The organism is Bradyrhizobium sp. CCBAU 53421, assembly GCF_015291625.1.
Lineage (GTDB): Bacteria > Pseudomonadota > Alphaproteobacteria > Rhizobiales > Xanthobacteraceae > Bradyrhizobium.
Genome location: NZ_CP030047.1, coordinates 3,128,773 through 3,150,686, shown reverse-complemented (window position 1 = coordinate 3,150,686; position 21,914 = coordinate 3,128,773). Strand labels below are relative to the sequence as shown.

Sequence of the window (21,914 nt, the reverse complement as noted above, 5' to 3'; positions counted from 1 at the left end):
ACAATGTCTCAGAGGACACTGAATCATGAAAGGCGCCAGGTCATGACCAGTTCAGGGGGCTCCTCCACGACGCCGGAAATCGAGTTCTGGTTCGATTTCGGCAGCAACTACAGTTATCTCAGCGTCATGCGGATTGAGGACCAGGCTCGGCAGCTGGGCGTCCGTATCGCGTGGAAACCGTTCCTGCTGGGTCCGATTTTCCGTGCGCTTGGAATGGAGAACTCGCCTTTCGTCCTGCAGCAGGAGAAGGGCGCCTATGTGCAGCAGGACATGACGCGGCTTTGCCGAAAATACGGGCTTGCGGCGTGGGTCAAGCCAAACGTTTTTCCGCGGCTCGGCGTTCTGCCCTTGCGGATCGTGTTGCTGGGCGCTGACCAACCGTGGGTCGGTGCCTTCTGCCGCAAGGTGATGGAGCTGAATTTCGCGCATGACCAGGATATCAATCATCCGGAGCAGATGGCGTCCTGCTGGCTGAAATTGGTTTGCCTAGCTCCGACATTCTTCAGCGGGCCCAATCCGAGCCGGTCAAGGCGCTTCTGCGCAAACAAACGGATGAAGCCCGCGCGCGAGGCGTCTTCGGCGCTCCGACTTTTTTTGTCGGAACCGAGATGTACTGGGGCAATGATCGTCTGGACGACGCGCTTGTCTGCGCGTCGAAATGGGCGGCCTGAGGCGACCGAAGGAGTCGCCTGGAAGATCATCCCGTCCGATCCGCCGAGCGGTTCGTCTGACTTCCCGTGGGCGGATCACCATGTAGGAGCTACCTATGACAGTTCGTATCGAGCGCCGGGATCGCGTACTGACAGTTATTCAGTCTCGCCCCGACGTGCGTAACGCCGTCGATCCCGACCACGCGGATGCGCTCTATGACGCGTTCGTCGCCTTCGAAGCCGACGAGGCGGTGGACGTCGCCGTCTTTTGGGGAGAAGGCGGCGCGTTCTGCGCCGGGGCCGATCTGAAAAGTCTCGCGGCCCGCGGGATTGCGACCCCTGAGAACCGGAGCACGCACAGGTCGTTGGAATTCCCCAAGGACGGCAGCTTCGTCCCGCGCGGGCCGATGGGGCCGTCGCGACTCGAACTGGGCAAGCCTGTCATCGCGGCGATCGAAGGCCCAGCGGTGGCCGGAGGCATGGAGCTCGCACTCTGGGCCGATTGCCGTATCATGGCCCAAGACGCCTATATGGGTGTCTACAACCGGCGCTGGGGTGTGCCACTCACCGACGGCGGCGCCGTGCGGCTGCCTCGCCTTGTCGGCGAGGGCCGCGCTCTCGAGCTCATCATGACAGGCCGAAAAGTCAGCGCTGACGAGTGTCTGCGCATCGGCCTCTGTGAGAGGGTCGTACCCAAGGGCCAAGCGCGTCAGGCCGCAGAAGAGATGGCTCGCGTGATCGCCGGCTTCCCGCAGCTGTCTCTGCGCGCCGATCGGCGCTCCGTTCATCTGCAACACGGGCTAACCGAGCGCGCGGCGCTCGAGAAGGAGTGGTACAACTGCACAGGCGTGTTCAAGGCGGAAAGCGCGACCGGGATCGCAAGGTTCGCAGGAGGCGCCGGAAGGCACGGAGATTTTGGTCGCGCCACGACGCGCTCCTGATGTCCATCGTGATCCGGTAAGCAGTCCGACCACGGGGTTGATGCTCGATGTCGCCCAGCCCGCAGATTAATGAGGAATCGGCATGCCTGATATCGACAAATTTTTCGCCGCCATAAAGGCTGGGGAGATCGAGACGGTCGAAGCGGCGCTTCAGGCCGACCCAGCGCTCGCCAATGCGAGGGGTCCGCAGGGGCTCTCGGCATTGATGATGGCCCTCTACAATCAACAACCCAAGATCGCCGAGGTGATCAAGGCCAAGGCAAAGGACCTCGACATCTTTGAAGCATCTGCCGCGGGCAACGAGCGCCGTGTGATAACCTTGCTCGCTGGGGATCCAGAGCTGGCGAAGGCAGTTTCACCGGATGGCTTTGGCGCGCTGGGCCTTGCCGCGTTTTTCGGCCATGCAGGTGTCATGCAGATTCTGCTCAAGGCTGGCGCAGATCCAGACGCACCCTCCCGGAATCAGATGAAGGTGACGCCGTTGCACAGCGCCGTCGCCAACCGTGACGGCGCATGCGCGCTTAAGATGGCGCACCTGCTCCTTGCGCACCGCGCGGCGGTGAACGTCGCGCAAAATGGTGGCTGGACCCCGCTACAACAAGCTGCGGCCCACGGAAACATCGAACTGGTGAAATTGCTCCTTGAGAACGGAGCCGACAGGCTGGCCAAGGCGGACGACGGCCGAACGGCCGCCACACTGGCAAGGAGCGGTCATCACCAGGCCGTAGCGGAGCTCCTGGAGAAGCCGGCGTAGGCTCATCGTAGCATCGATCGTTCCAAACTATCGCGAGCACTGACGCGGCGTTATCAGAGCCCAAGCTCCTTTCTTGACTACTGCGACCGACGGGCTGCCTCGATTTCGACGATATCGACAAGCGTATCGCCTCGGACGAAATGATAGACGGAGTAGCGGTCGACGGTAGGATCACAATGGGGTGGGATGAGTTCGATGCGTTCTCCAAGCGCAATGCCGTTCCCGCCGGGAGGACGCATCAGCCCGCCGTGCTCGTCACCAAAGTAAAAATAGCTATTGCTGGAGAAACGTGGATCGGCGACGCGAGGGACCGGACCGTCCGTCGCAAACGCCTTGAGGCCCGCATCAATGGTGACCCATTTTTCTGCGTTGACGCTGACCACCCGCGCTTGAACAAACAGACTTTGCGCGAAGCTGCCATCCTCATCATTCCCAAGCGCGTCGCGATACTGGTCGTCCATGAAAATGTACGACCCTGGCTGCACGTCGTTCAGTACCTTGAGCGTTGCGTCGGCCGCAAACGTGCCCGTGCCGCCACCGGTTACCAACGGCACGTGATGCCCCGATCCCCGCAGTTCCTTGACAATCGCGCTGAGCCGCGCCATGCCGGCTGCCACCGCCTTTCGTCGCTCGCTCTGGCCGTTGATGTGCTGCCAAGCTCCCCCGTACCCCTGTACACCGGCAAGTCGAAGTGAGGAGCGGTAGCTGGCAATTCTGCAGGAGAGGCCTACGGCCGCAGACGGCGTTGCGACCCCCGTGCGCGCCATGGCGACATCGACATCGATCAGCACGGACAATGTAAGCTGTGCACTGCTTGCCGCCGACGCCAGCGCCTCGACCTGCTGCTCATGGTCAACAACGAACATCACATCGGGGTCGATCCGCGCGAGAGCGACTGCGCGCGCGGTGGTGTCGCTCCCGACGATCGGCGACGTAATGAGCAGCTTGCGCAGTCCGGCCTTCGCCAACGCCTCGGCTTCGCCGAGCTTGGCGCAGCAAACGCCGACCGCCCCGGCAGCGATCTGCCGGCGAGCGATCGTCGCCGATTTGTGAGTTTTCGAATGAGGCCTAAGCGCCAGTCCCGCCGCCCTGGCCCGCTGCGCCATATCCTCGACATTGCGCTCTAATGCATCGACGTCGACAATCAGCGCCGGCGTCGGCAACTGATAGCGTGAACCGGGACGACCAATCAGCGCCCGGGCCTGCTCGATAGCTATCGAGTCGATCGTCATTTTCTAGCTTTCCTCGTTCATGCTGACCAAGTGCTCGAACTTGGTGATTGCGACATTGTCCGGCAAGCGGAGGATCTTTCCGTTTTGTGCCCACTGTCCTTCCGTTACTTCGTGGATCACGGCCGACGTGATCACCGGGCAGTTGCTTTCGCTGCCGAGGGCCACATCGACGGATTCCTGAAGCGCTCGAGCGAATCTCGCCTTTCTGGACCCGTCGAGCACGCCGGCGGGAACCTGGTAGTTGATGAAGACACCTCCAATTTGACCATCGACCGGTTCACCGTTTGAATAGAATTGTCCCGCCGGCAACTCCTGCAGGAGAACCAGTCCCCGGGCGCGAGAGGCCGGAAGATCAGGTACCGACTCGGCGACGAACGCCGCTTCCGTCAACGCTTTGACCAACTTTTGCTTGGCTTCTGCATTGAAGGCGCCTGGCGTTAGCGTGACATACAGAACCGGCATGCAAGTCTCCCATTTGGTAGCTGGTGCTCGATCTTGCAAAAATACCTCGCGGAGATGCAGTGGCAACTTAGACATTAATCATGCTGATCCTGCCAGGCCCTTGTTGCGGCAAAATGGCGACTTGATGGCACGGCGCGGCTGACGAGTGCCGGATGAGATCGAACCAGAACGTCGACCCATTTGGCAAAATACGCATCAAAATTGTCCGTATCGCCACTCCTAATCCGCCGCACTTTGCGGGACTAAATACCCTTGTTGCCTAGAGCTCGCTCAGAACAACGACAGGAGCTGGTACCGTGCTAGAGCGGTCGGACTGCACTTTGGAATGGTTTGGCGTGACCACTTTTCGGCTGCGGCTCGGCAAGCTCACCGTCATGCTGGACGGATATATCGAGCGGATTGGTCGCGCGTCCGGCAGCGGACAGTCGGTAAAGGACGTCGCGGAAGCCGACTGGATCCTGGTGGGACAAGGTGACTTTGACCATATTGGCAACGTGCTCAGCCTAGCCTCACGCACCGGCGCAACGGTCGTGGCCAATCACCACGTACTCCATCAGCTTCGCGGAGCAGGTTTGCCAGACGCCCAGGGCCTACCGATTTCAGGTGGAGAGCCGATTCCCCTCAATCCAGACGTCAAGGCGGTGCCTATTCCCGCACTTCATTCTCATGTTTGGGCACCGCACTCGGCCGATCCGGACAAGGTCCTCACCGGCGATCTCGATATCAACGTCTTCGAGCGAAGACGCCGGGACGCCGATGTGTTCAAAAGCCTGGAGGATGCCGCCCTTTGCGGCCCGGAGATCGCGCGGCACGTTGCCGGGCTGAAGCCGCATGATTTCGACCACGGAGGAACGTTTGCATTTCGGATAAGCACCCCCGTGGGCTCGATCATATTCAAGAATTCGAGCGGCCACTGGTCTGGTCTGTTACCGAGTATGCGCGCCGATGTCGCGATCCTCGCCATTTCGCAGCGCGCTAATGTCGACGGCGAGCCATTTCAAGGGGCGTGGCCGAGCTTCATGGCCGACGAAGTCAAGGCGATAGAACCGAAAACGGTTGTCATGTGCCATCACGATGATTGGCTGCCGCCGTTCACGCCGGCAAAATCGGTCGAGCCGCTCCGCCTGGAGCTCGAACGCCGGGGGCTGAGCGTTCGCGTGATCGATCCGTCTCGCGGGCAGCGGTTTCCTCTATTTGCCTGAAGACGAACGGAAGCGCGCCGCGCGCGATGCGTCCCGATCACGGACATGGAGGGCCTGTCGAGCCGAAATCTCTGCCGTGATCGAACTTCTCTCTAGGCCCGAAACTTGCCCGGTGATTTTCCCGTGTGGCGGCGGATCAGGCGATAGAGCGCCGAGGTGTCGTCGAAGCCGACCTCCTCGGCCACATCTTCCAGGGGCAGCCGCGTTGTTTGCAAGAGGTGGAGCGCGGCATCGACGCGGATCTTTTGAACAAATCTCATCGGTGACAGGCCCGTGGCGAGCACAAGACGCCGATTGAGCGTGCGGGTCGTCGTGCCTGTTTGCTTGGCCAGGTCGCGCAGTGAGAAGGGTGCTTTCAGGCTGCGCCGCACATAGGCTTCGACCTTGCGCGCGATCGGATCTTGAGCGGCGAGAAACGCCGGAATGACGTAACGCGCCTGTGAGGCGCGCTGATCGACGACAACATGCCGCGCCGCGTCTTCGGCCAGCGAGGGTCCGGCGAAACGCGCAACCAGTCCAAGCATGAGGTCGATATGGGCGAAAGAGGCGCCGGCCGTCCAGATGCGACTATCTTCTGTCAACATGCAGTCGGCATTGGCGAGGCTCTCGGGAAACAAAGCCTTCAGCTTTGGCGTGAGCCACCAGGTCGTCGTGCAACGGCGGCCATCAAGCAGCCCAGCCATGCCCAACAGGAAGACGCCGGTACAGGATGCGGCAATGGTCGTACCGCGGTGCCAGGCCGACCGCAGCCATTTGGCCGCGGCTGGGGCATCGGGCGCGACAACTCTGTGTTCGATCTCGGCATCGGTCCCGGCGCCCATCCCCAAAACGATCGCGAGGTCGCGCGGCCTTGCTCGGGATAACGGCTGGGCAGGCAGGCTCACACCTCCGCGCAGCTGGGCAGTCGAGCCTTCCGTGACAACGGCGCGCCATCCGAAGACAGCTTCGCCAGCCAACCGGTTGACCGCATCCAGCACGTCCAGGGTGATGCCGAGGGCTGCAGGACTAGAGCTTTCGGGCACGAGAATATCGACTTTGATCATTGGCACAATTCGCATGCTTGATGTCAAAATGGCCACTGTACGGCAAGCCCCCGATTGCGCAAGATCGCCTGACCGCGGGGCGCGGTGCGATGTCGGACGAGACGCAGGCACGAGAGTAGCGCGATGCAGAACATGACAACGATCGAAACAAAGGCATTCGTGCCTTCCAGGGATTTCGCACTATCCAAGCGCTTCTATCCGGATTTGGGCTTCCATCTCGCTTGGTCATCGGAGAACCTCGCATACCTTTCGCTCGGGAACTCGAGTTTCCTTCTGCAAGACTTCTATGACAAGGCGCACGCTGAAAAGATCACGTAAAAGGCTTGAGTGGCCGAGCGAAGCCGCGCAACCGTTTCCGATTGCGCGGCTCACGTTGTCGGATTGCGCGCGGCATCAAGCGCCGCCGCGGGCTTCAGCTCGCTCTCCTTCATCGACGCCAGGAATTCGCTAATCTGGGCGACGAGAACATCGAACTTCTCCTTCAGGAAGTCGACGTTGGACAGCGCATCCCCGATCGCTCGCTCCGCCGTTGCGACGTCGCTCATGACCGGCACGAGAACGTCGGCGACAGCCTAGGTGGTCCGCTCCGCCTCCGTGACGTTGGCGCGGATCTGACGCGCCGTCGCGCTTTGGCGTTCCACCGCCACCGCGATCTCCGCTGTCGCCTCCTGCGACCTCGTCGCCATTTGCGAAATGTGCTTGACGCTTTCGACGCTGGTGACGGTGGCGTGCTGGATGCTCGCGATCTTGTTCATGATGCCCTCGATGTGCCTGGCGGTTTGCTCGCCGAGATTCTTGACCTCATCGGCAACGATCGCAAAGCGCCGGCCGCTGTCGCCGGCTCGCGCCGCCTCGATGGTGGCATCCAATGCCAGTAGATCGGTCTGCTCGGCGATCTCGCGGATCACGTCGTCGGTGCCGCGTCGGCAATAGCCTCATGAAGAGCTACGGGGCGAGGTACTGAGCCAATTTTGGACTCTTACGAATTTCTTCCGTTGTGCCTTCCATGGCAACTTTTCCTCGGTCAAGCACACAAGCACGGCCTGCGACGCGCAACGCCAAATCGATGTGTTGCTCCACGATCACCACTGCGATGCTGCGTGCAAGAGCTGTCAATTGCTCGGCGATTTCTTCAATAACCCCCACCCACACTCCTTCCGTCGGTTCATCGAGCAGTAAGACCTTGGGATCACATGCCAAGGCCCTGCCAATCGCTAGCATTTTGCGTTCTCCACCGGACAGGGAGCCAGCCAAATGGTCCAATCTTTGGGTCAGCTTGGGAAAGATCGCGAGAACACGATCAATCGCAGATCGATCCGAATTCCGGAGGATCCCAACAAGCAGGTTCTCTCGTACCGATAGTCCGCCAAAGACGGCCTGCTCCTGGGGTACATACCCGATGCCAAGGCGAACGCGGCCCTCGGTCGATAAACGCGTGATATCTTGTCCCCCAAAGCTGAGTTCGCCTCCTTCAACGGGTAGCTCACCTACAATGGTCCTCATGAGCGTGGATTTGCCAGCACCGTTCCGGCCCAGGACAGCTACACCACCGCAGTTCGGAATGCACAGGGAGACACCGAACAGCACACGGCCACGACCGTAGCCAGTATCAAGATTTGTGACTTGCAGGAGATGGTTGTCAGACACGACGTAAATACACCTCCTGTACCTTCGCGCTCGCCTGGATCTCTTCCACTGTGCCGGTATCAAGTACCCGTCCCCGATCCATCACCGTAATCCGATCGCAGATCTCACGAATAAACTCGAGGTCGTGTTCTACGATCACGATTGAGCACCGGTCTTTAATGGGTTCGAGCAGCCTGCCGGTCGCGCGTCGTTCCTCCTGACTCATTCCGCCGGTGGGTTCATCGAGCAATAGCAGTCGGGGCTCTGCCGCCAACGCCATCGCGATCTCGAGCCATTGCTGTTGCCCGTGCGACAATGTAGAGGCCGCGTCATGGGCACGATCCGCGAGCTGAAATTCGTCAAGAAGTTGCATCACTCGTTCGCGCAGCGACACGCGTGTGCGCGAAAAGACGAGGTCAATCATCGACGATTTCGCCTGTAGCGCCAGCAGAACGTTCTGGTAGAGCGAGAGCGTCGGCAAAATGCTCGTGACCTGGAACTTGAGGCTCATGCCGCCGCGGGCTCTTTCCGCCGGCGGCGCCTTGCTGATGTCCTCACCTAAAAAACTGATGGTGCCTCCGGTCGGCAACTCGGCACCAGCAAGGCACTTCATGAAAGTGCTCTTGCCTGACCCATTTGGTCCGATCAATCCGTGAAATTCGTTGGTAGCAACTGAGAGAGCGGCGTCATGCAGCGCGGTAAAATTGCCGTACTGTTTGACAACGCGAGACGCCTTAAGCAGGGTCATCACAACCTCCCTTCGCCGCTGGGGGCATTACCGGGACGTCAGTTCCTTCACGACGATCCAGCAGGAAGCTTATCAGTCCCGCCGGACGAAGCGTGATGACGATTACGAGGATCAACCCAAGGATGATAGGCCACACCTCTTGATACGAATTTGAAAACCAAAAGCCCAAGGTCTCGATTGTGGTCGTCCCGATAACCGCCCCAATCAGTGTGCCGGCCCCCCCGAACAGCACGTAAAGAACGACCTGCGTCGACAGGACGACACCAAGGCTTCCTGGGCCGGCAAACCCTTCGTGGAAGGTGTAGAGGCCTCCCGCCAGCCCCGCGATTGCGCCACCCACTGAAAAGGTAACTAACTTGAAATGTTGAACTCTATACCCGAAGTACAGAAGGCGTTGCTCTCCATCGCGCAGGCCCGCTAACACGAGGCCGAACTGCGACGCTATCACGAACCGGCAGGCCGCGTAGACGATGAGTAGGAGCAAAAGCGAGGCGAAATAGAAACCAACTCCTTCAGCTAGATCATAAGGTCCGATTGTCATCGGCGGAATTGACGGAATGCCGTTCTGACCTCCCAGATAATACCAGCCGCGCGCGAGCCGCTCAGCTGCGTAAGAACCCGTTAATGTTCCCATCGAAATGAACACGACGCTTGCTTGACGCCTCCCTAGTAGAAGAACACTTCCGACCAGCGTCGCAACAGCAAACCCGACCAGCAGTCCAATCGGCAGCACCGCTAAGAGTGAAGTCACTCCAAAGTCGCGAGCCGCGAGCGCGACGCCATACCCAGCTGCACCAAAGAAAAGTGACTGGCCAAAGCTCATGATACCGGCACAGCCCCAAAGCAAATCGAACGACAGCGCGAAAATGCACAGGATCAAGATCCGTGTCGCAAAAACCACAAGATAGTTCGATACGATTAGCGGAAGGATCAAGAACGTAGCGAGCGCGGCGATTTCGATCAACGTTCGGCCATGCAGCCAGCGGCTGATCTGAGCAGACGGGCGTAGCGTGTTCGCGAACGCCCGGCGCTCAATTGAAGTTGTGGTCAACTCAGCACTCCCTCGGATCGACGAGAGACGGACTACGTGCTGCGAGTTCGTATTTGCCTTGCTTCGCGACAGCGATGTACATCCGCATTCGACAGTGGCGGCTGCCTGGCACCATCTCCGCAGGCCCCCCAGGGGCTTCCGATATCTTTGCATGATCAAGGGAGGCAGCGACCGCGTCTCGGTCTGTGCCGCCGGCCTCCTTGACGGCGGCCTGCCACATCTTGAGCCCGCGATAAACCCCGGTTGCAGCGCTGCCTGCCGCGAACAGCGACGAGGCGGGAAACTGTCGCTCATACTCTGCTTGGATCTTGGCGCTTACGGGATCCTCGAGCGTCACCGCTTTGAAATAATCGAGACAGCTTGCTAAGCCCTCGATTTCGGCGGAAGGGTTGATGCCAAGGGTGTTCTCGTCATAGTAGACACAGGCGAGCCGGCCACCATTTCTGATAAAGCCAGCGTCGGACAGTTGCTTGAAAAGCGGTCCGACGCCAGGCGGAATAACTGTATTGAATACAACATCAGCCCTATTCGAGATTATTCGGCTAACGGCAAACGTGAAGTCGATCTGGTCAAGAGGGTAGTACTCCTCAAAGACAACCTCGGCCCCGTTTGCCTCGATAACCTTTCTGGCATAAGCATTCAGGGAGCGTGGCCAGACGTAGTTCGCTCCAGGTAAGGCGAAACGCTTCGCGCCGCCCTTGGTCAACCAGGGTATGAGTTCGTCACATTGCTGCGCGGGCGTCGGACCAGTACAGAATATGTAAGGCGTGCATTCCTTCCCCTCATACAGTTGGGGATAGATATAAAGCGTTCTGCCTTTGGTAACGACGACGTCCTTGATGGCATTCCGCATCGAGCTTGCAAGACCACCGATCACTACGTCGACCTTGTCGCGCTGGATCAATTTTCGAACATTCCCGATAGCGACCGATTCGTTTGAAGCCGTATCCTCGATGAACAGCTGCACAGGTCTGCCGAGCAGGCCACCGTTGTCGTTGATCTCCTTCACCACCATCCGCGCAACGTTCGCATTAGCGGTCCCAGCGAAACCCAACGGCCCTGTCAGGTCCGTCGCGACCCCGATCTTGATCGGATCAGATGCCGATGAGCGACGGATCGGCGACGCTAAACCGGCTGCTCCGGCGGCGATGACTAGACTCCCCCTGCCCACACGACTAAGCAAGCGGCGCCGGCTCAGCTGCAGATTAAGCATGTTACTAGCCTCCCCTTTTTGATACGAGGCCTTGCGGCCGGACCTTGACCAACAGAATTGCAAATAGGAGAACCGACACGTCGGCGACTACCGGCGCCATGATCCACGGGAGCGATGCATTCAGCGCGCCGACTACTCCCGCGCCCACCAGAGATCCTGCGAAGGACCCGACACCACCGACCATGACGGCCACAAAGCCCTGGATAAGAAATCGGATTCCCAGATCGGCGAAGAGCGTGAACACAGGCACGATCAACGCGCCTGCCAATCCTGCCAACGCCGCGCCAAAGGCGAACGTGGCGCTGTAGATCCGGCCCGTGGAAATTCCGGAGGCCCTGGCCAACACCGGATTCTCGAGCGATGCACGAACTTCTAGTCCAAAAGACGTGTGGTTGAGCAAGCGGTAGCTCGCCGCCATCACGATCGCAGTCGTGACCACAATCGCACACCGCCACTTGGAGACGTAGAGATCGCCCAGCTGAAATGAGCCGCCAAGTGGATCAGGGACGGCGAGGTAGAGGCCTCCAATGAGACCACGCACCGTCTCGCGGATGACGAGTCCGACCGCGTAGGTTGCGACCATGGCCGCGACGGGAGCTGCATAAAACCGACGTACGATCAGCCGCTCGAGGACAAAACCTATGGCACCGACGAGAAATGGCGCAGCGACCATACCGGCCCAAACGGGCAGGCCCAAGCTATGGGCCAGGTAGGTGACATACGCCCCGAGCAGAACGAGCTCGCCATGGGCAAAGTTGAATATGCCCATCATGCTGACGATGATACCCAGCCCCGACACAACGAGGACTACGATAGCTCCGAAGGTAACGACCTCGAATGCCACCACGGCTAAGCTGTCCAACATCTCCCCCTTCAGTTGGAGCTGTTTACGGCACGGGCCAAAGCGGCGAGTTCAGCGTTAAAGCGATCAGGCGCTTCGTAGAAGGGGGTATGGCCAATGCCCTCGTAGATCGAGAGATTTGAATTTGGAATAGTGTTTGCGGTGTGTTTGGCCATATTCGTGCTGATGACACGGTCTTCCTGCCCATGTGTCACCAAGACAGGAATTTTGAGAGCTTTTAGGACCTCATCGACGTCGAGCGGCCGGCCAGCCATCCCGGCGCGTACCTGCGGCGGGACCAGCATGTTGAAAGCAAGCATCTGCTCGAATGCCTCGGCCCTCGGCTGCACTTCGAAGCAGCTTTTGAGAAAATCACGAGTCGCCGCGATGCTCGTCGCGAGATCCGCCGATGCCATCGAAGTCTGCAGACCCATGGCCGCGCCGAACACGTCGGGAGCGACCTTGGTCGTCGCATCGACAAAGTTGATTGCAGCGATTCTCTCCGCGCCGTGCGTCAAAAGATAGTCCGTGACAACGCGGCCGCCGTATGACCACGCGACCAGAACCGGACGCTTGAGATTCGCCGCCGCCATGACTGACTGCAACTCATCGGCCCAGAGTTTTGAGCTACGATAGCTCTCCGGCGTGAGAGGTTTGTCTGAACCACCGTGCCCGCGCAAATCGTAGGTCACGAGACGAAACTCCCCAGCGAGATCGCTGCCGAATTGCCGCTTCCAGGAAAGATAGCTCTGAGAAAAACCGTGAATGAACAGAATCTCGGGTCCGCTTGGATTACCCCACACCTGGGCGGATATCGCGAGCCCGTCTGGCGTCTGGACCCTGATCGTCTCGGGGGCCTTCTTTACAACGCCGTCGCTATCGCGCGGCTGGCGATTCACAGGCGTCATCACACATTCCTTTCAGCGTAAGTGGGCGCTAGCCCGACAATCAGCTCGAGCTCGACCGATGCGTTCTTGGGGAGTTGCGCCACGCCAACTGCCGTCCTCGCGTGAGAGTCAGCATCGTCAAATAGCCGATAAAGGAGCTCGGACGCAGCGTCCGCAACGGCGCTCTGCTCGGCGAAATCCGGCGCGCTTTGGACATAGACCGACAGTTTAAGAATCCGCCGGACGTGATCCAGCGATCCGATCTCGTGTTGTAGCGCCGCCAGCCCCCGCAATAGCGCAAGTCGAGCGCCGTCGCGGGCGGCCTCCAAACTGGCTTCTCTGCCTACGGGGCCCGTTACTGTGATCCGGTCCCCATCACGCGGCAACTGGCCACTGACAAAGGCAATTCCACCGTCAATCGAAACCGGCGCGTAGAGTGCCATAGCGGGCGCGCGGGCCGGCAGCTTAAGACCAAGTGAGGCCAGTTTCCCTTCGATCGCGCTCATGTTGTCTCCAGCCGCGAGTCATCGAGACCGTCCGCGCTCGCGACCTCAACCGCGCGAGCAATCCGATCGAGCGCCTGATCGAGTAATGAGGAGGAGCAACCAAAATTGATGCGGAAGAACGGAGAGAGCCCGCAATCGTCGCCCGGCAAGACCACCACGCCGGCTTCATCAAGAACGAAGCGCGCGAGGTCAGCATCCGTGCGCCAACCTCTGCCGAGGGCTGCAGAGCTCTGCAGGAGCTGCTCGCACGATATGTAAGCATAGAACGTCCCCGCCGGAGAACGCATGCTCAGGCCGGGTATCTTCGCAACGGCGTCGACGACATGGGCGCGAGCCGTCGCGAGCAGTGTCTGCCTCCGCGCAATCTCATCCTGAGGCCCATTCAGCGCCGCTTCGGCCGCCGCCTGGCTCACCGTGCTTGCGTTCGAAGTGCTCTGCGACTGGACCTTCACCATGTCGGCGATGAGGCTTGCCGGGCCAGCGCCGTAGCCGATCCGCCATCCCATCATGGCGTAGGCCTTCGAGACACCGTTGATTGTCAGGGTGCGCTCCCTCATCTGGGGAGCGGCAGATGCCATTGTCGCGAACTCCGTCTCGTCGAAAATAATGTGCTCGTAGAGATCATCCGACATCACGAGGATGTCTGGGTGATGCTGCAGCACGGCGGCGAGGGCCCGCAATTCCGCTGCAGAATAGACACCTCCGGTAGGGTTTACCGGATTGTTGATGATAACCCAGCGGGTGCGCTGCGTGATTGCGCGATCGAGGTCATGTGGCGTCAGCTTCCAACCGGACGCGGCGGATGTATCTACAACCACTGGAACCGCTCCAGTGATCGTTGCAAGATCCAGATACGACGCCCAGTACGGCGCCGGCACGATGACCTCATCACCGGGAGAAACCGTCGCCGTCAGCGCATTGAACATCACCTGCTTGGAGCCGTTGCATACAATGAGCTCTTCGAGGCCGACACAAAGGTTATTTTCGCGCGCGAACTTGCCGCGCACGGCTTCCTTGAGTTCAACGCTTCCGTCGACGTTCGTGTAGCCGACCGGCACCGCCTTTGCGGCTCGCAGACCGGCCTCGATGACGTGAGGCGGGGTCGGAAACTCGATCTCGCCCGAAGACAAAAGGATGATGTCGCGTCCGGTTGCCCTCAATGCTCTTGCTTGCTTTGCGAGAATCGAGGCTGGCGAGGTCTTTAAAGACGCCATTCGGGGTGAACGCGGGATCATACGTAAGCTCGCATGGTTACGATGTTGGCAAGGAGAGCCTGATCGACATTGCCGCCCGATGCGACAACCAGTGTGTCGCGGCCGCAGGTTTCAATCTTCTGGGCAAGCACCGCGGCAAGAGCAGCAGCTCCGCTGGGCTCGAGCACGAGCTTCAGCTCGGTGAACGCAAATAACACCGCGTGGAGAACCTCGCTGTCGCTAACGCTCAGCCCTTTCGCGCCGCGCGCGAGAAGAACCGGAAGCGTAAGCTTTCCTGGCGTCGATACCCGTAGCGCATCGCAGATCGTCTCTGCGGCACGGTCGTTGCTCTCCCAGCGACCGCTCGCAAGAGAGCGAGCCATGTCGTCAAGACCGGCGGGCTCTACGGTAAAAATTGCGATCTTCTCACTGACGCTATGCAGCAGGGCGCTCCAGCCAGACGCGAGACCTCCCCCACTACAGCAAATGATGACTTGGTCGGGTTGCTCGATCCCGGAGCCGTTTGACAACTGCTCGATCGCCTCGAATGCCCCAACCCCTTGTCCGGCGATAACAAGTGGATCATCGAACGGTGGGACGAGCACTGCGCCTCTGCGTTCGATGAGCGAGGCGGCTATTGCCTCGCGGTCATCGGCCGTCCGGTCGTAGAGAATCACTTCTGCATCACGAGATTTGGCGCCCGTGATTTTGATGGCCGGAGCATCGCACGGCATGATGACCGCAGCAGGGATGTCGAGGATCCTGGCGGCTTCCGCGACCGCCAGAGCGTGGTTGCCAGATGAAAACGCGACCACACCTCTTTGCCGCTCGCTTTTTGGAATCGCAAGCAGCCGATTGATCGCCCCTCTGAATTTGAAGGAACCCGTTCGCTGGAAGTTTTCCGCCTTGATGAAGATGCGGCCGCCGACGCGTCGGTCCAGTACGTGATTGGTCAGTAGCGGTGTCTTGAGGGCAAACTCTGCGCTGCGCGCCTGTGCCGCTGCGATTTCTTCGAAGTCGACGGCGAGTTCACTCACTTGGTGGCTCCGCCCGAGTTCGGCTCAACGGGTATATGATTTGTCCCTTGCCCGTCTTCCTTCAGAAGCTTGACCGCCGCGATCAGGGCACGCTCAAACCGCTGTTGTTCGGCAGCGATGCCCTCCGGTGTCCACTTCCAGAAGCCTTGCCCGGTCTTTGTCCCGTAGTGTCCGGAGGCGACAAGCTCGGTCAAAACACGGCTCGGCTTCGATGCGGTATTCAGAGCAGGATAGATTGAGCGTCCTGCGGCCAGCTGAGTATCAAGGCCCGACAGTTCCTTCTGGAGGATGGGACCGGCTGCGACATATCGAAAGCCGAAACCAAAGCGAACGGCCGCATCCACGTCTTCCGGGCGCGCCAATCCCTCATCAATGACTGCGAACGCCTCCCGCATGAGGGCGTGTTGGATGCGATTTGCCAGGAAGCCTGGCACGTCTTTTTCGACACGGATTGGGATTCGATCGACCGATCGCAGGATGTTCGATAGACGATCGATGACCCAAGCCTGCGTCAATTCTCCGCGCACAACCTCGACCGCGGGCACCAAATGCGCTGGCAAGAAGAAATGCAGGCCTCCCATCCGTTCACGTGTGGCGCAATCCCTTGCAATCTCGCTAATTCGTAGTCCCGAGGTGTTGGTGAGCAGGGGAATTTGAGGAGGTACGAGCCGATCCAGTTCGGCAAACAGCTTGCGTTTCGCTTCGAAGTCCTCGGGGACAGTCTCGAGCCCAAACTGGACACCAGACCACGCGAGATCGCGAATGTCTGTGACCAGCCGCAGTGTTCCGACCGTGCCACGGCTGTCAAGTTGCTGAACCGCTCGTGCGACGCGGGCTCTCACGGCGTCCCACTTCGTCTCGTCCCGGGCAACCGCCTGTACGTCCCAGCCTTGCGACAGGAAAATCGCCGCAACATCGCTACCCATAATGCCGCAGCCCACGATAACCGCGATCTTCCTCGTCATCTTTTCCTGCCCTTCGGTCGTCGCCGGATGCAAAGCGGTTGGCCCGGTTCGCTCGCCGGCTTTCCGCCGGTCGGGCTCCAAGCGTGAACGATCGGGGCCCAGCACGACTTGCATTTCCAACCCGCATCCATACACTTGGATTCAGGTCACATACAGTTACATCTGTATGTCCACAGTATGGAGAATGTACGGGTATGGCAAGGGCCGATTTCGGAAAAGTTTATTCGTGGCTTCCTGACCTGAAGGGAGCCTCAGGGCCCATCTACCTTAGTATCGTTCAGGCGCTTGCCGAGGACATCAAAGCTGGGCGGCTGAAGGCCGGAGACCCGCTTCCGTCGCAGCGGGAACTGGCCGAAGGACTTGGCGTCAACTTCACGACCGTCACGCGCGCCTATGAGGAAGCTCGGAGCCGGAAGCTGATTGCCGCGAAGGCAGGCCAGGGCACCTATGTGCGCGATGCCGAACCGGATAGAGGAGCCAAGATCGACGCAACGATCAGCCTCGTGTCGAACTGGCCCCCCCCGGTTCCGGCGTTGTCCGTAGTCGGCAAGGCGCTAGCCGATCTTGCTTCAGAGAAGGGCGCACTCGCGCTCGAGTACCGCGGAGGTCAGCTAGAACCGGCGCATTTCGATGCAGGACGACAATGGTTGGCTAGCAGTTTTGGGGGTGATCTCAGAGACCGGATCACCTTATCGGCTGGTGCCCGCGGCGCTTTCCTGGCCATCATGTCGCAGATCGTCGGCCCTGGCGCCGTTATGCTGACGGAAGCACTCACATGGCCCGCTATAAAAGCCGTAGCTCGACTGCTCGGGATTACGCTCATTGGCGTCGAAACGGACGGCGAAGGAATCTTACCGGATGCCCTCCAGCGAGCCTGCAGCGAACACCGCCCCAAGGCTCTCTATTGCACGCCGACGATACAAAATCCCACGGCATCCATGATGGGCGTGGAGCGTCGGAAGACCATCGCGGAAATTGCCCGCAAGAACGGCATCGCCATCATTGAAGACGATGCCTATGGCAAGCTCGTGCCAGACGCGCCACCGCCGATCGCAGCACTTGCCCCCGATGTCGTCATCTACGTAAGCGGCCTCGCAAAGACGTTAGCCTCCGGCCTTCGCATTGCCTACGTCGTAAGCCCCGACGCAGCGGTAGCGCAACAAATAGCGGAAAGATTGCGGTTCACCATGCTACTGCCGCCGCCCGTTGAAATCGCACTTGCAACGCGGCTCATTCTTTCGGGCGAAGCCGAGCGCATCCTGTCCGAAATCAAGATTGAGATGAAAGCACGACACAACATCCTGCGTTCGTCTCTCAAGCATGCCGACTTCAGTGCATTTCCGGGCGGGTTGCATGCATTTGTTAAGCTGCCGGCAAAATGGTCCCGAGCCGAGTTCATAAATACATTGGCGCGCAATGGAGTCCTTGCCGCTCCAAGCGATTCATTTGCGATCTCGCCGAGCCAAGCGCCAAACGCGATACGGTTGTCGATCGGTGCTCCAATCTCGGGCGATGAGCTAGAGCAGGCCCTTCAGCTTGTCGCAAATTTGCACGAACGCGAACCGGCGTTTAGTAGCGACATTGTTTAGGGCGAAGCGCGTGGGCGGTCTGGCCCGCGCGCTCACCCACCTATGCTTTGGTTCGGTCTGCGTCGTGCGGATCGTAAGCAAAGCTCAGAACGCCGTCCCCCGTTTCTCGCACAAGACTGCCAGCCTCTGCAATTTCAGGCAGATTCTGCCGAGCAAGCAGCGCCAGGTCTTTACCCGAATGGAAAGAGTGCGCGCACCAGGCGGGAATAAAAATGTCGTCGCCGCGCGCGATCGACCGTGGCTCGTGGCTGTCGAGATCGACCTCGCCGACACCATCTGCACCATGAAAAGATGCGAATACGAGTGCGCATGGGGGGCCGTCCGCTCACCGGCGCGGATCATGTGCAACGCCATCGATAAACCCGGCGCAATCGTGCCCGCAGCGGCGCCTGGCGCCTGCAGTGCTGTTCCACGCATGTTGGCATCGGGAGAAGTCAAGCCGGACAACAGCGCATCCCATGACCACAACACAGGCGCCTGCGAACAACCGACAGGTAGGCGGCAAGCCATGGACGCCTCCGTAGTAGTTGCGGCAATCACCGCCATCTGCGGAGCGGTAGCCGTCGTCCCCGGCATGGACAGCAAGTCGTCGGACAAACTGAGTTGTTCGGGGCTTGGCTTCCCGCGAGAGAAATCGAGATTTACTTCGCGCGCTGTAAACGATTCGTACCGAAGGCTCACCTGAGCACGGAAGCTCGACAATTCCCGTATGGATAGTTTGTGAAGATCGACGTTCATCAGATTCGCTTCTTCTTCGGCCGAGTTCCTTCAACAATCATGTGCGACCGCCGGTCATCGATCAGCCGGCTCAAAAAGGTCCCGGATCCGAAGTGCCCCGGACCCGGGCAAGTTTGGGAGGTCATTACTGAAAGCTAACCAGCTAACTCCGTGATAGGCGAAAAAACTCTTGAGATGGATTGGAAGAAGCCCGCTCAGATGGCCGGCCGCTGGATGGGGCCGAGCGCGTTCTCAAGCGCGTAGCCGAGCGAAAGCAGGTTACGATCCTCGCCGGGCAGGGCGTCAAACTCCATTCCTACCGGCAACCCGCCCGCGGTGACGCCGGCCGGCAGGATGAGGCTCGCCAAGCTCGCGCACGTACCGACGGCAATGTTGCGAACAAGCGCGACGCCAAGTGGCACATTCTCGCCGCGGATGACGACGTCGCTTTCCTGCTCGATCCTTGGAGGCGGTGTCATAAGAGTCGGAAAGGCGAGCGCAGCGATCTGTTGATCGGAAAAATAGCTCGCAATCGCTTGCTTTAGATTTCGACGGTTAAGGAGAGCTGCTTCATACACCTCCGCCGACGGCCTGTTTGGAACGAGGGAGAGAGATTTGAAGACTCCCTGCATGCTCTCACTCACCTGGGAAAACATCTCTTCGAAGGTCAAACCGGTTTTCTCGTTCGCTAGAAACTCCGATATTGCCGGCACGGTCTCGTAAGTGATGATCGTGAATGCAATCTCAGAGGCCAACTTCACGACTTCCGGGATGTTGGCCTGCACAATCACTGCACCCGCGTCTTTCAGCTTACGAATGGCCGCCTCTGCGACGCGCTCCACTTCCGGATCCAGCCCCGAGTAGAAGTAGTCAGGAGCAATTCCGATACGCACGCCGGATAACGTCACTGACGCCGTAGCTGCAGTTTCACCGGTCACTGCAGCATCGAATAGCGCTAGGTCTGCCACGGATCGCGCAAGGGGGCCGACCTGATCGAATTTATTCTGGGTAAGTGACATGATACCAGCCCCCGGATAGCGTCCAAACGTTGGACGAAGGCCGGCGAGCCCGCAACATGATGCCGGAATGCGAATGGACCCCAGTGTGTCCTCGGCAATCGCCAATGGCGCCATGCGAGCCGCGACGGCGGCCGCGGAGCCGCCGCTGCTGCCGCCCGGAACGCACGCCTGATCATAGGGGTTGCGCACTGACCCGAACGTGTCATTGCTACTGGTCCACCCATAGGAAAGCTCCTGCAAATTGCTCTTTCCCATTACGATGGCGCCCTGACTTAAAAGTCGCTTCACGACCTCAGCATCTTCTTTCGGCTTAAAATCGCGAAGGGCCCGAGTGCCGTTCGAGGTCGGAAGTGACTTCGTGTTGACGCTGTCCTTCACCGGCAGGGGCAGGCCGTGCAGCAGCCCCAGTTTCGCTCCGGACGCGCGTACTTTGTCGGCCGAGCGAGCATCTTCACGGACCTCGTCTGGACTCAGTGTCCGAAACGCATTCAGACTTTGGAGTGAATTTGCCCTGGTCAATAGCGCGTTCGCGTAGTCTTCCGCCCTCAGTTCGCCCTTGCGCATTGCGTCAACGGCGGTTGACGCATTCAGTTCGACGAGCGCGCTACCGCCGGACGCGGCCTTAGAACCGGTCTGCGCGCCTAAAACGGCATCTTCCGGTTTCATATCTTCGTTTTCCAAACTCGGGCCTCCTAGCCAATACCGTATGCTTATTGTATCTATACTGCATGTACAATGCAACACACCTGTATGTATCGCAAGGAATAGCGGTGGAGCGGCTATATGCATCGCGTCTTCCAAACGTTCATTGACATGCTCGCCGCGGCCAAAGAACCCGCAGACTTTTCGCGGACGATGGTCATCACCGCGGAATCCTTAGATTTGTCATGCTTTGCCTATCTGGCGCTCCCGCGAACCAACTACGGGAAACCACGATTGATCTCGAACTATCCTAACGCCTGGACGTCGCACTATCTTAAGAGCCGCTATCAGAGAATTGATCCAGTCATTCAAGAAGCACTGGGCAACACTGAGCCGTTTAGGTGGGGGCTCGCTCCGGCAGAGAAAACCTATTCATCGCTTCAACAGCAGATGCTTGATGAAGCCTCCAACTTTGGAATCCGGCTCGGCTTCACCGTCCCTATTCATGACGGTCACGGTCCCATCGCTGCACTGACGTTCGCTGCATCCAAGCGCAGTGACGCCTTCGAAACTTTCACTAGTTCACAGGCGCGCGTACTTCAGCTCATAGCAATGTATTTCCATGCTCACGTGCGCCGTAAACTCAGAACCGGGCATAGAATCGCAGAGGTATTCTTGTCACCTCGAGAGCTCGAATGTCTGGAATGGGCCTCACAAGGGAAAAGCGCCTGGGAAATTGGATGCATCCTCGGCATATCACGCAACACCGTCGCATATTACCTAGAGAACGCGAAGGAGAAGCTCGGTGTGCGGACCGTTGTGCAAGCGGTGACACTCCTAGCGGCTGCGAACAAAGGAAAGCAAAATTAGGGCCCGCGCCCCCTGCAGTTACAGGTGATGAATCAAGTCAAGAATCCCGCTTCAAAAGAGCTCATGAACCACTTTTTGGAGGGACTATGATTCAACTAATCGCGCCACCTTCGTACGGGGAGTTTTCGGGCACTCTCGTTGAAATGCATCGTTTGCGGCATCGTGTTTTCAAGCTCCGCATGGCGTGGGACGTTCATACCAGCGGGGACATGGAGGTTGATGACTTTGACGCATTGGGTCCGATCTACCTGGTGCAAGTGTCTCAGAGCGGCCAAGTGCAAGGTTCCGTTCGCCTCCTCCCTACTCTTGGCTCGATCATGCTTCGCGACACCTTTCCCGCGCTTCTTCAAGGCCAGCCTGCGCCGTCAACTCCTCTCGTTTGGGAAAGTAGTCGATTCGCAATCGATGTTGCTGCCGACGCTGCGAAGGGAGATCACGGTATCACTCGCGCCGCTTATGAGCTCTTTGCCGGAATGGTCGAGTTCGGGCTTTCACGACAACTCACCGATATCGTTACCGTCACCGATGTCCGAATGGAACGAATCCTCCAACGAGCCGGTTGGCCGCTACGCCGCATTGGCAATCCTTCCGCTATTGGCAATACCTTAGCCGTGGCGGGCTATCTTGCGATTTCAGGTGAGATTCTCTCCAACCTTCGTAAAGCCGGTGGCCTTTCGATGCCGGCTCTTTGGACGCCGGTTATCTTCGCGGCCGCCGCCTAGGACG

The 21,914-nt window shown here is 59.3% G+C and carries 24 protein-coding genes and 1 pseudogene; 8 read left to right on the top strand and 17 right to left on the bottom strand.

The window, feature by feature from the left end; translation table 11 throughout:
- Positions 1 to 3: 3 nt before the first annotated feature.
- The 4 genes and pseudogenes from XH92_RS43835 to XH92_RS14805 all read left to right on the top strand — a co-directional run.
- Positions 4 to 399: pseudogene (locus tag XH92_RS43835) on the top strand (DsbA family protein); the annotation flags it as partial.
- A gap of 83 nt (positions 400 to 482) precedes the next feature.
- Positions 483 to 671, top strand: coding sequence for a DsbA family protein (locus tag XH92_RS43830; protein ID WP_371818077.1), 189 nt, complete (start codon positions 483 to 485; stop codon positions 669 to 671).
- Between the two features lie 95 nt (positions 672 to 766).
- Positions 767 to 1,591 carry a crotonase/enoyl-CoA hydratase family protein gene (locus tag XH92_RS14810; protein WP_194459859.1) on the top strand — a complete coding sequence of 275 codons (825 nt, stop codon included), beginning with the start codon at positions 767 to 769 and terminating at the stop codon, positions 1,589 to 1,591.
- 82 nt (positions 1,592 to 1,673) lie between these two features.
- On the top strand, positions 1,674 to 2,345 hold the full coding sequence (locus tag XH92_RS14805) for an ankyrin repeat domain-containing protein (RefSeq protein ID WP_194459858.1): 672 nt from the start codon (positions 1,674 to 1,676) through the stop codon (positions 2,343 to 2,345).
- 77 nt (positions 2,346 to 2,422) lie between these two features.
- Here the strand turns inward: XH92_RS14805 and XH92_RS14800 are convergent, their stop codons facing one another.
- Both XH92_RS14800 and XH92_RS14795 read right to left on the bottom strand, forming a co-directional pair.
- Positions 2,423 to 3,577, bottom strand: coding sequence for a DSD1 family PLP-dependent enzyme (locus XH92_RS14800; RefSeq protein ID WP_194459857.1), 1,155 nt, complete (start codon positions 3,575 to 3,577; stop codon positions 2,423 to 2,425).
- 3 nt (positions 3,578 to 3,580) lie between these two features.
- Complete coding sequence (locus XH92_RS14795; RefSeq protein WP_194459856.1) at positions 3,581 to 4,039, bottom strand: hypothetical protein; 459 nt, start codon at positions 4,037 to 4,039, stop codon at positions 3,581 to 3,583.
- A 320-nt stretch (positions 4,040 to 4,359) separates the two neighbouring features.
- Between XH92_RS14795 and XH92_RS14790 the strand changes: the two genes are divergently transcribed.
- On the top strand, positions 4,360 to 5,241 hold the full coding sequence (locus XH92_RS14790; protein ID WP_194459855.1) for an MBL fold metallo-hydrolase: 882 nt from the start codon (positions 4,360 to 4,362) through the stop codon (positions 5,239 to 5,241).
- A gap of 92 nt (positions 5,242 to 5,333) precedes the next feature.
- On the opposite strand, the gene XH92_RS14785 is transcribed toward XH92_RS14790, so the two are convergent.
- From XH92_RS14785 to XH92_RS14725, 13 genes are all read right to left on the bottom strand, one after another.
- A complete protein-coding gene (locus tag XH92_RS14785) occupies positions 5,334 to 6,284 on the bottom strand; it encodes a GlxA family transcriptional regulator (RefSeq protein WP_194459854.1) in 951 nt (316 codons plus the stop codon).
- A 368-nt stretch (positions 6,285 to 6,652) separates the two neighbouring features.
- Positions 6,653 to 6,829 carry a hypothetical protein gene (locus XH92_RS14780; RefSeq protein WP_194459853.1) on the bottom strand — a complete coding sequence of 59 codons (177 nt, stop codon included), beginning with the start codon at positions 6,827 to 6,829 and terminating at the stop codon, positions 6,653 to 6,655.
- Between the two features lie 27 nt (positions 6,830 to 6,856).
- On the bottom strand, positions 6,857 to 7,192 hold the full coding sequence (locus XH92_RS14775) for a methyl-accepting chemotaxis protein (protein WP_194459852.1): 336 nt from the start codon (positions 7,190 to 7,192) through the stop codon (positions 6,857 to 6,859).
- A gap of 37 nt (positions 7,193 to 7,229) precedes the next feature.
- Complete coding sequence (locus XH92_RS14770) at positions 7,230 to 7,931, bottom strand: ABC transporter ATP-binding protein (RefSeq protein ID WP_194459851.1); 702 nt, start codon at positions 7,929 to 7,931, stop codon at positions 7,230 to 7,232.
- Positions 7,924 to 8,658 carry an ABC transporter ATP-binding protein gene (locus XH92_RS14765; RefSeq protein WP_194459850.1) on the bottom strand — a complete coding sequence of 245 codons (735 nt, stop codon included), beginning with the start codon at positions 8,656 to 8,658 and terminating at the stop codon, positions 7,924 to 7,926. Before XH92_RS14765 ends, XH92_RS14770 begins: the two co-directional genes overlap by 8 nt.
- On the bottom strand, positions 8,645 to 9,649 hold the full coding sequence (locus tag XH92_RS14760; protein ID WP_246788553.1) for a branched-chain amino acid ABC transporter permease: 1,005 nt from the start codon (positions 9,647 to 9,649) through the stop codon (positions 8,645 to 8,647). The genes XH92_RS14765 and XH92_RS14760 overlap by 14 nt, the downstream gene beginning before the upstream one ends.
- 61 nt (positions 9,650 to 9,710) lie before the next feature.
- Positions 9,711 to 10,922, bottom strand: a complete 1,212-nt coding sequence (locus tag XH92_RS14755) for a substrate-binding protein (RefSeq protein WP_194459849.1) — start codon at positions 10,920 to 10,922, stop codon at positions 9,711 to 9,713.
- A 4-nt stretch (positions 10,923 to 10,926) separates the two neighbouring features.
- On the bottom strand, positions 10,927 to 11,787 hold the full coding sequence (locus tag XH92_RS14750) for a branched-chain amino acid ABC transporter permease (RefSeq protein ID WP_194459848.1): 861 nt from the start codon (positions 11,785 to 11,787) through the stop codon (positions 10,927 to 10,929).
- A gap of 8 nt (positions 11,788 to 11,795) precedes the next feature.
- Complete coding sequence (locus XH92_RS14745; protein WP_194459847.1) at positions 11,796 to 12,671, bottom strand: alpha/beta fold hydrolase; 876 nt, start codon at positions 12,669 to 12,671, stop codon at positions 11,796 to 11,798.
- Complete coding sequence (locus tag XH92_RS14740; protein WP_194459846.1) at positions 12,671 to 13,156, bottom strand: RidA family protein; 486 nt, start codon at positions 13,154 to 13,156, stop codon at positions 12,671 to 12,673. Before XH92_RS14740 ends, XH92_RS14745 begins: the two co-directional genes overlap by 1 nt.
- Positions 13,153 to 14,391, bottom strand: coding sequence for a pyridoxal phosphate-dependent aminotransferase (locus XH92_RS14735; protein WP_194459845.1), 1,239 nt, complete (start codon positions 14,389 to 14,391; stop codon positions 13,153 to 13,155). Before XH92_RS14735 ends, XH92_RS14740 begins: the two co-directional genes overlap by 4 nt.
- On the bottom strand, positions 14,388 to 15,386 hold the full coding sequence (locus XH92_RS14730; protein ID WP_194459844.1) for a threonine/serine dehydratase: 999 nt from the start codon (positions 15,384 to 15,386) through the stop codon (positions 14,388 to 14,390). The genes XH92_RS14735 and XH92_RS14730 overlap by 4 nt, the downstream gene beginning before the upstream one ends.
- Complete coding sequence (locus XH92_RS14725; RefSeq protein ID WP_246788427.1) at positions 15,383 to 16,465, bottom strand: 3-hydroxyacyl-CoA dehydrogenase family protein; 1,083 nt, start codon at positions 16,463 to 16,465, stop codon at positions 15,383 to 15,385. Before XH92_RS14725 ends, XH92_RS14730 begins: the two co-directional genes overlap by 4 nt.
- 80 nt (positions 16,466 to 16,545) lie before the next feature.
- On the opposite strand from XH92_RS14725, the gene XH92_RS14720 reads away from it, so the two are divergent.
- Positions 16,546 to 17,940 (top strand): PLP-dependent aminotransferase family protein, encoded by a 1,395-nt coding sequence (locus XH92_RS14720; RefSeq protein WP_194459843.1) that lies wholly within the window; start codon positions 16,546 to 16,548, stop codon positions 17,938 to 17,940.
- Between the two features lie 84 nt (positions 17,941 to 18,024).
- On the opposite strand, the gene XH92_RS42835 is transcribed toward XH92_RS14720, so the two are convergent.
- On the bottom strand, positions 18,025 to 18,678 hold the full coding sequence (locus XH92_RS42835; protein ID WP_210345554.1) for a hypothetical protein: 654 nt from the start codon (positions 18,676 to 18,678) through the stop codon (positions 18,025 to 18,027).
- A 194-nt stretch (positions 18,679 to 18,872) separates the two neighbouring features.
- Entirely contained in the window at positions 18,873 to 20,357 is a 1,485-nt protein-coding gene (locus XH92_RS14710) for an amidase family protein (protein WP_194459842.1), read from the bottom strand.
- A 102-nt stretch (positions 20,358 to 20,459) separates the two neighbouring features.
- Here XH92_RS14710 and XH92_RS14705 point away from each other — a divergent pair, with 102 nt between their 5' ends.
- Entirely contained in the window at positions 20,460 to 21,188 is a 729-nt protein-coding gene (locus XH92_RS14705; protein WP_194459841.1) for a LuxR family transcriptional regulator, read from the top strand.
- Positions 21,189 to 21,274: 86 nt separating this feature from the next.
- Positions 21,275 to 21,910 carry an acyl-homoserine-lactone synthase gene (locus tag XH92_RS14700; RefSeq protein ID WP_194459840.1) on the top strand — a complete coding sequence of 212 codons (636 nt, stop codon included), beginning with the start codon at positions 21,275 to 21,277 and terminating at the stop codon, positions 21,908 to 21,910.
- The last annotated feature ends 4 nt before the right edge of the window (positions 21,911 to 21,914 follow it).

What these genes read in the sequence shown, in the direction of transcription:
- XH92_RS14810 (WP_194459859.1), top strand. Translation starts at nt 767, where the DNA reads ATGACAGTTCGTATCGAGCGCCGGGATCGCGTACTGACAGTTATTCAG.
- XH92_RS14805 (WP_194459858.1), top strand. Translation starts at nt 1,674, where the DNA reads ATGCCTGATATCGACAAATTTTTCGCCGCCATAAAGGCTGGGGAGATC.
- XH92_RS14800 (WP_194459857.1), bottom strand. Translation starts at nt 3,577, where the DNA reads ATGACGATCGACTCGATAGCTATCGAGCAGGCCCGGGCGCTGATTGGT.
- XH92_RS14795 (WP_194459856.1), bottom strand. Translation starts at nt 4,039, where the DNA reads ATGCCGGTTCTGTATGTCACGCTAACGCCAGGCGCCTTCAATGCAGAA.
- XH92_RS14785 (WP_194459854.1), bottom strand. Translation starts at nt 6,284, where the DNA reads ATGATCAAAGTCGATATTCTCGTGCCCGAAAGCTCTAGTCCTGCAGCC.
- XH92_RS14780 (WP_194459853.1), bottom strand. Translation starts at nt 6,829, where the DNA reads ATGAGCGACGTCGCAACGGCGGAGCGAGCGATCGGGGATGCGCTGTCC.
- XH92_RS14765 (WP_194459850.1), bottom strand. Translation starts at nt 8,658, where the DNA reads ATGACCCTGCTTAAGGCGTCTCGCGTTGTCAAACAGTACGGCAATTTT.
- XH92_RS14755 (WP_194459849.1), bottom strand. Translation starts at nt 10,922, where the DNA reads ATGCTTAATCTGCAGCTGAGCCGGCGCCGCTTGCTTAGTCGTGTGGGC.
- XH92_RS14750 (WP_194459848.1), bottom strand. Translation starts at nt 11,787, where the DNA reads ATGTTGGACAGCTTAGCCGTGGTGGCATTCGAGGTCGTTACCTTCGGA.
- XH92_RS14745 (WP_194459847.1), bottom strand. Translation starts at nt 12,671, where the DNA reads ATGACGCCTGTGAATCGCCAGCCGCGCGATAGCGACGGCGTTGTAAAG.
- XH92_RS14740 (WP_194459846.1), bottom strand. Translation starts at nt 13,156, where the DNA reads ATGAGCGCGATCGAAGGGAAACTGGCCTCACTTGGTCTTAAGCTGCCG.
- XH92_RS14735 (WP_194459845.1), bottom strand. Translation starts at nt 14,391, where the DNA reads ATGATCCCGCGTTCACCCCGAATGGCGTCTTTAAAGACCTCGCCAGCC.
- XH92_RS14725 (WP_246788427.1), bottom strand. Translation starts at nt 16,465, where the DNA reads ATGCAAGTCGTGCTGGGCCCCGATCGTTCACGCTTGGAGCCCGACCGG.
- XH92_RS14720 (WP_194459843.1), top strand. Translation starts at nt 16,546, where the DNA reads ATGGCAAGGGCCGATTTCGGAAAAGTTTATTCGTGGCTTCCTGACCTG.
- XH92_RS42835 (WP_210345554.1), bottom strand. Translation starts at nt 18,678, where the DNA reads ATGAACGTCGATCTTCACAAACTATCCATACGGGAATTGTCGAGCTTC.
- XH92_RS14705 (WP_194459841.1), top strand. Translation starts at nt 20,460, where the DNA reads ATGCATCGCGTCTTCCAAACGTTCATTGACATGCTCGCCGCGGCCAAA.
- XH92_RS14700 (WP_194459840.1), top strand. Translation starts at nt 21,275, where the DNA reads ATGATTCAACTAATCGCGCCACCTTCGTACGGGGAGTTTTCGGGCACT.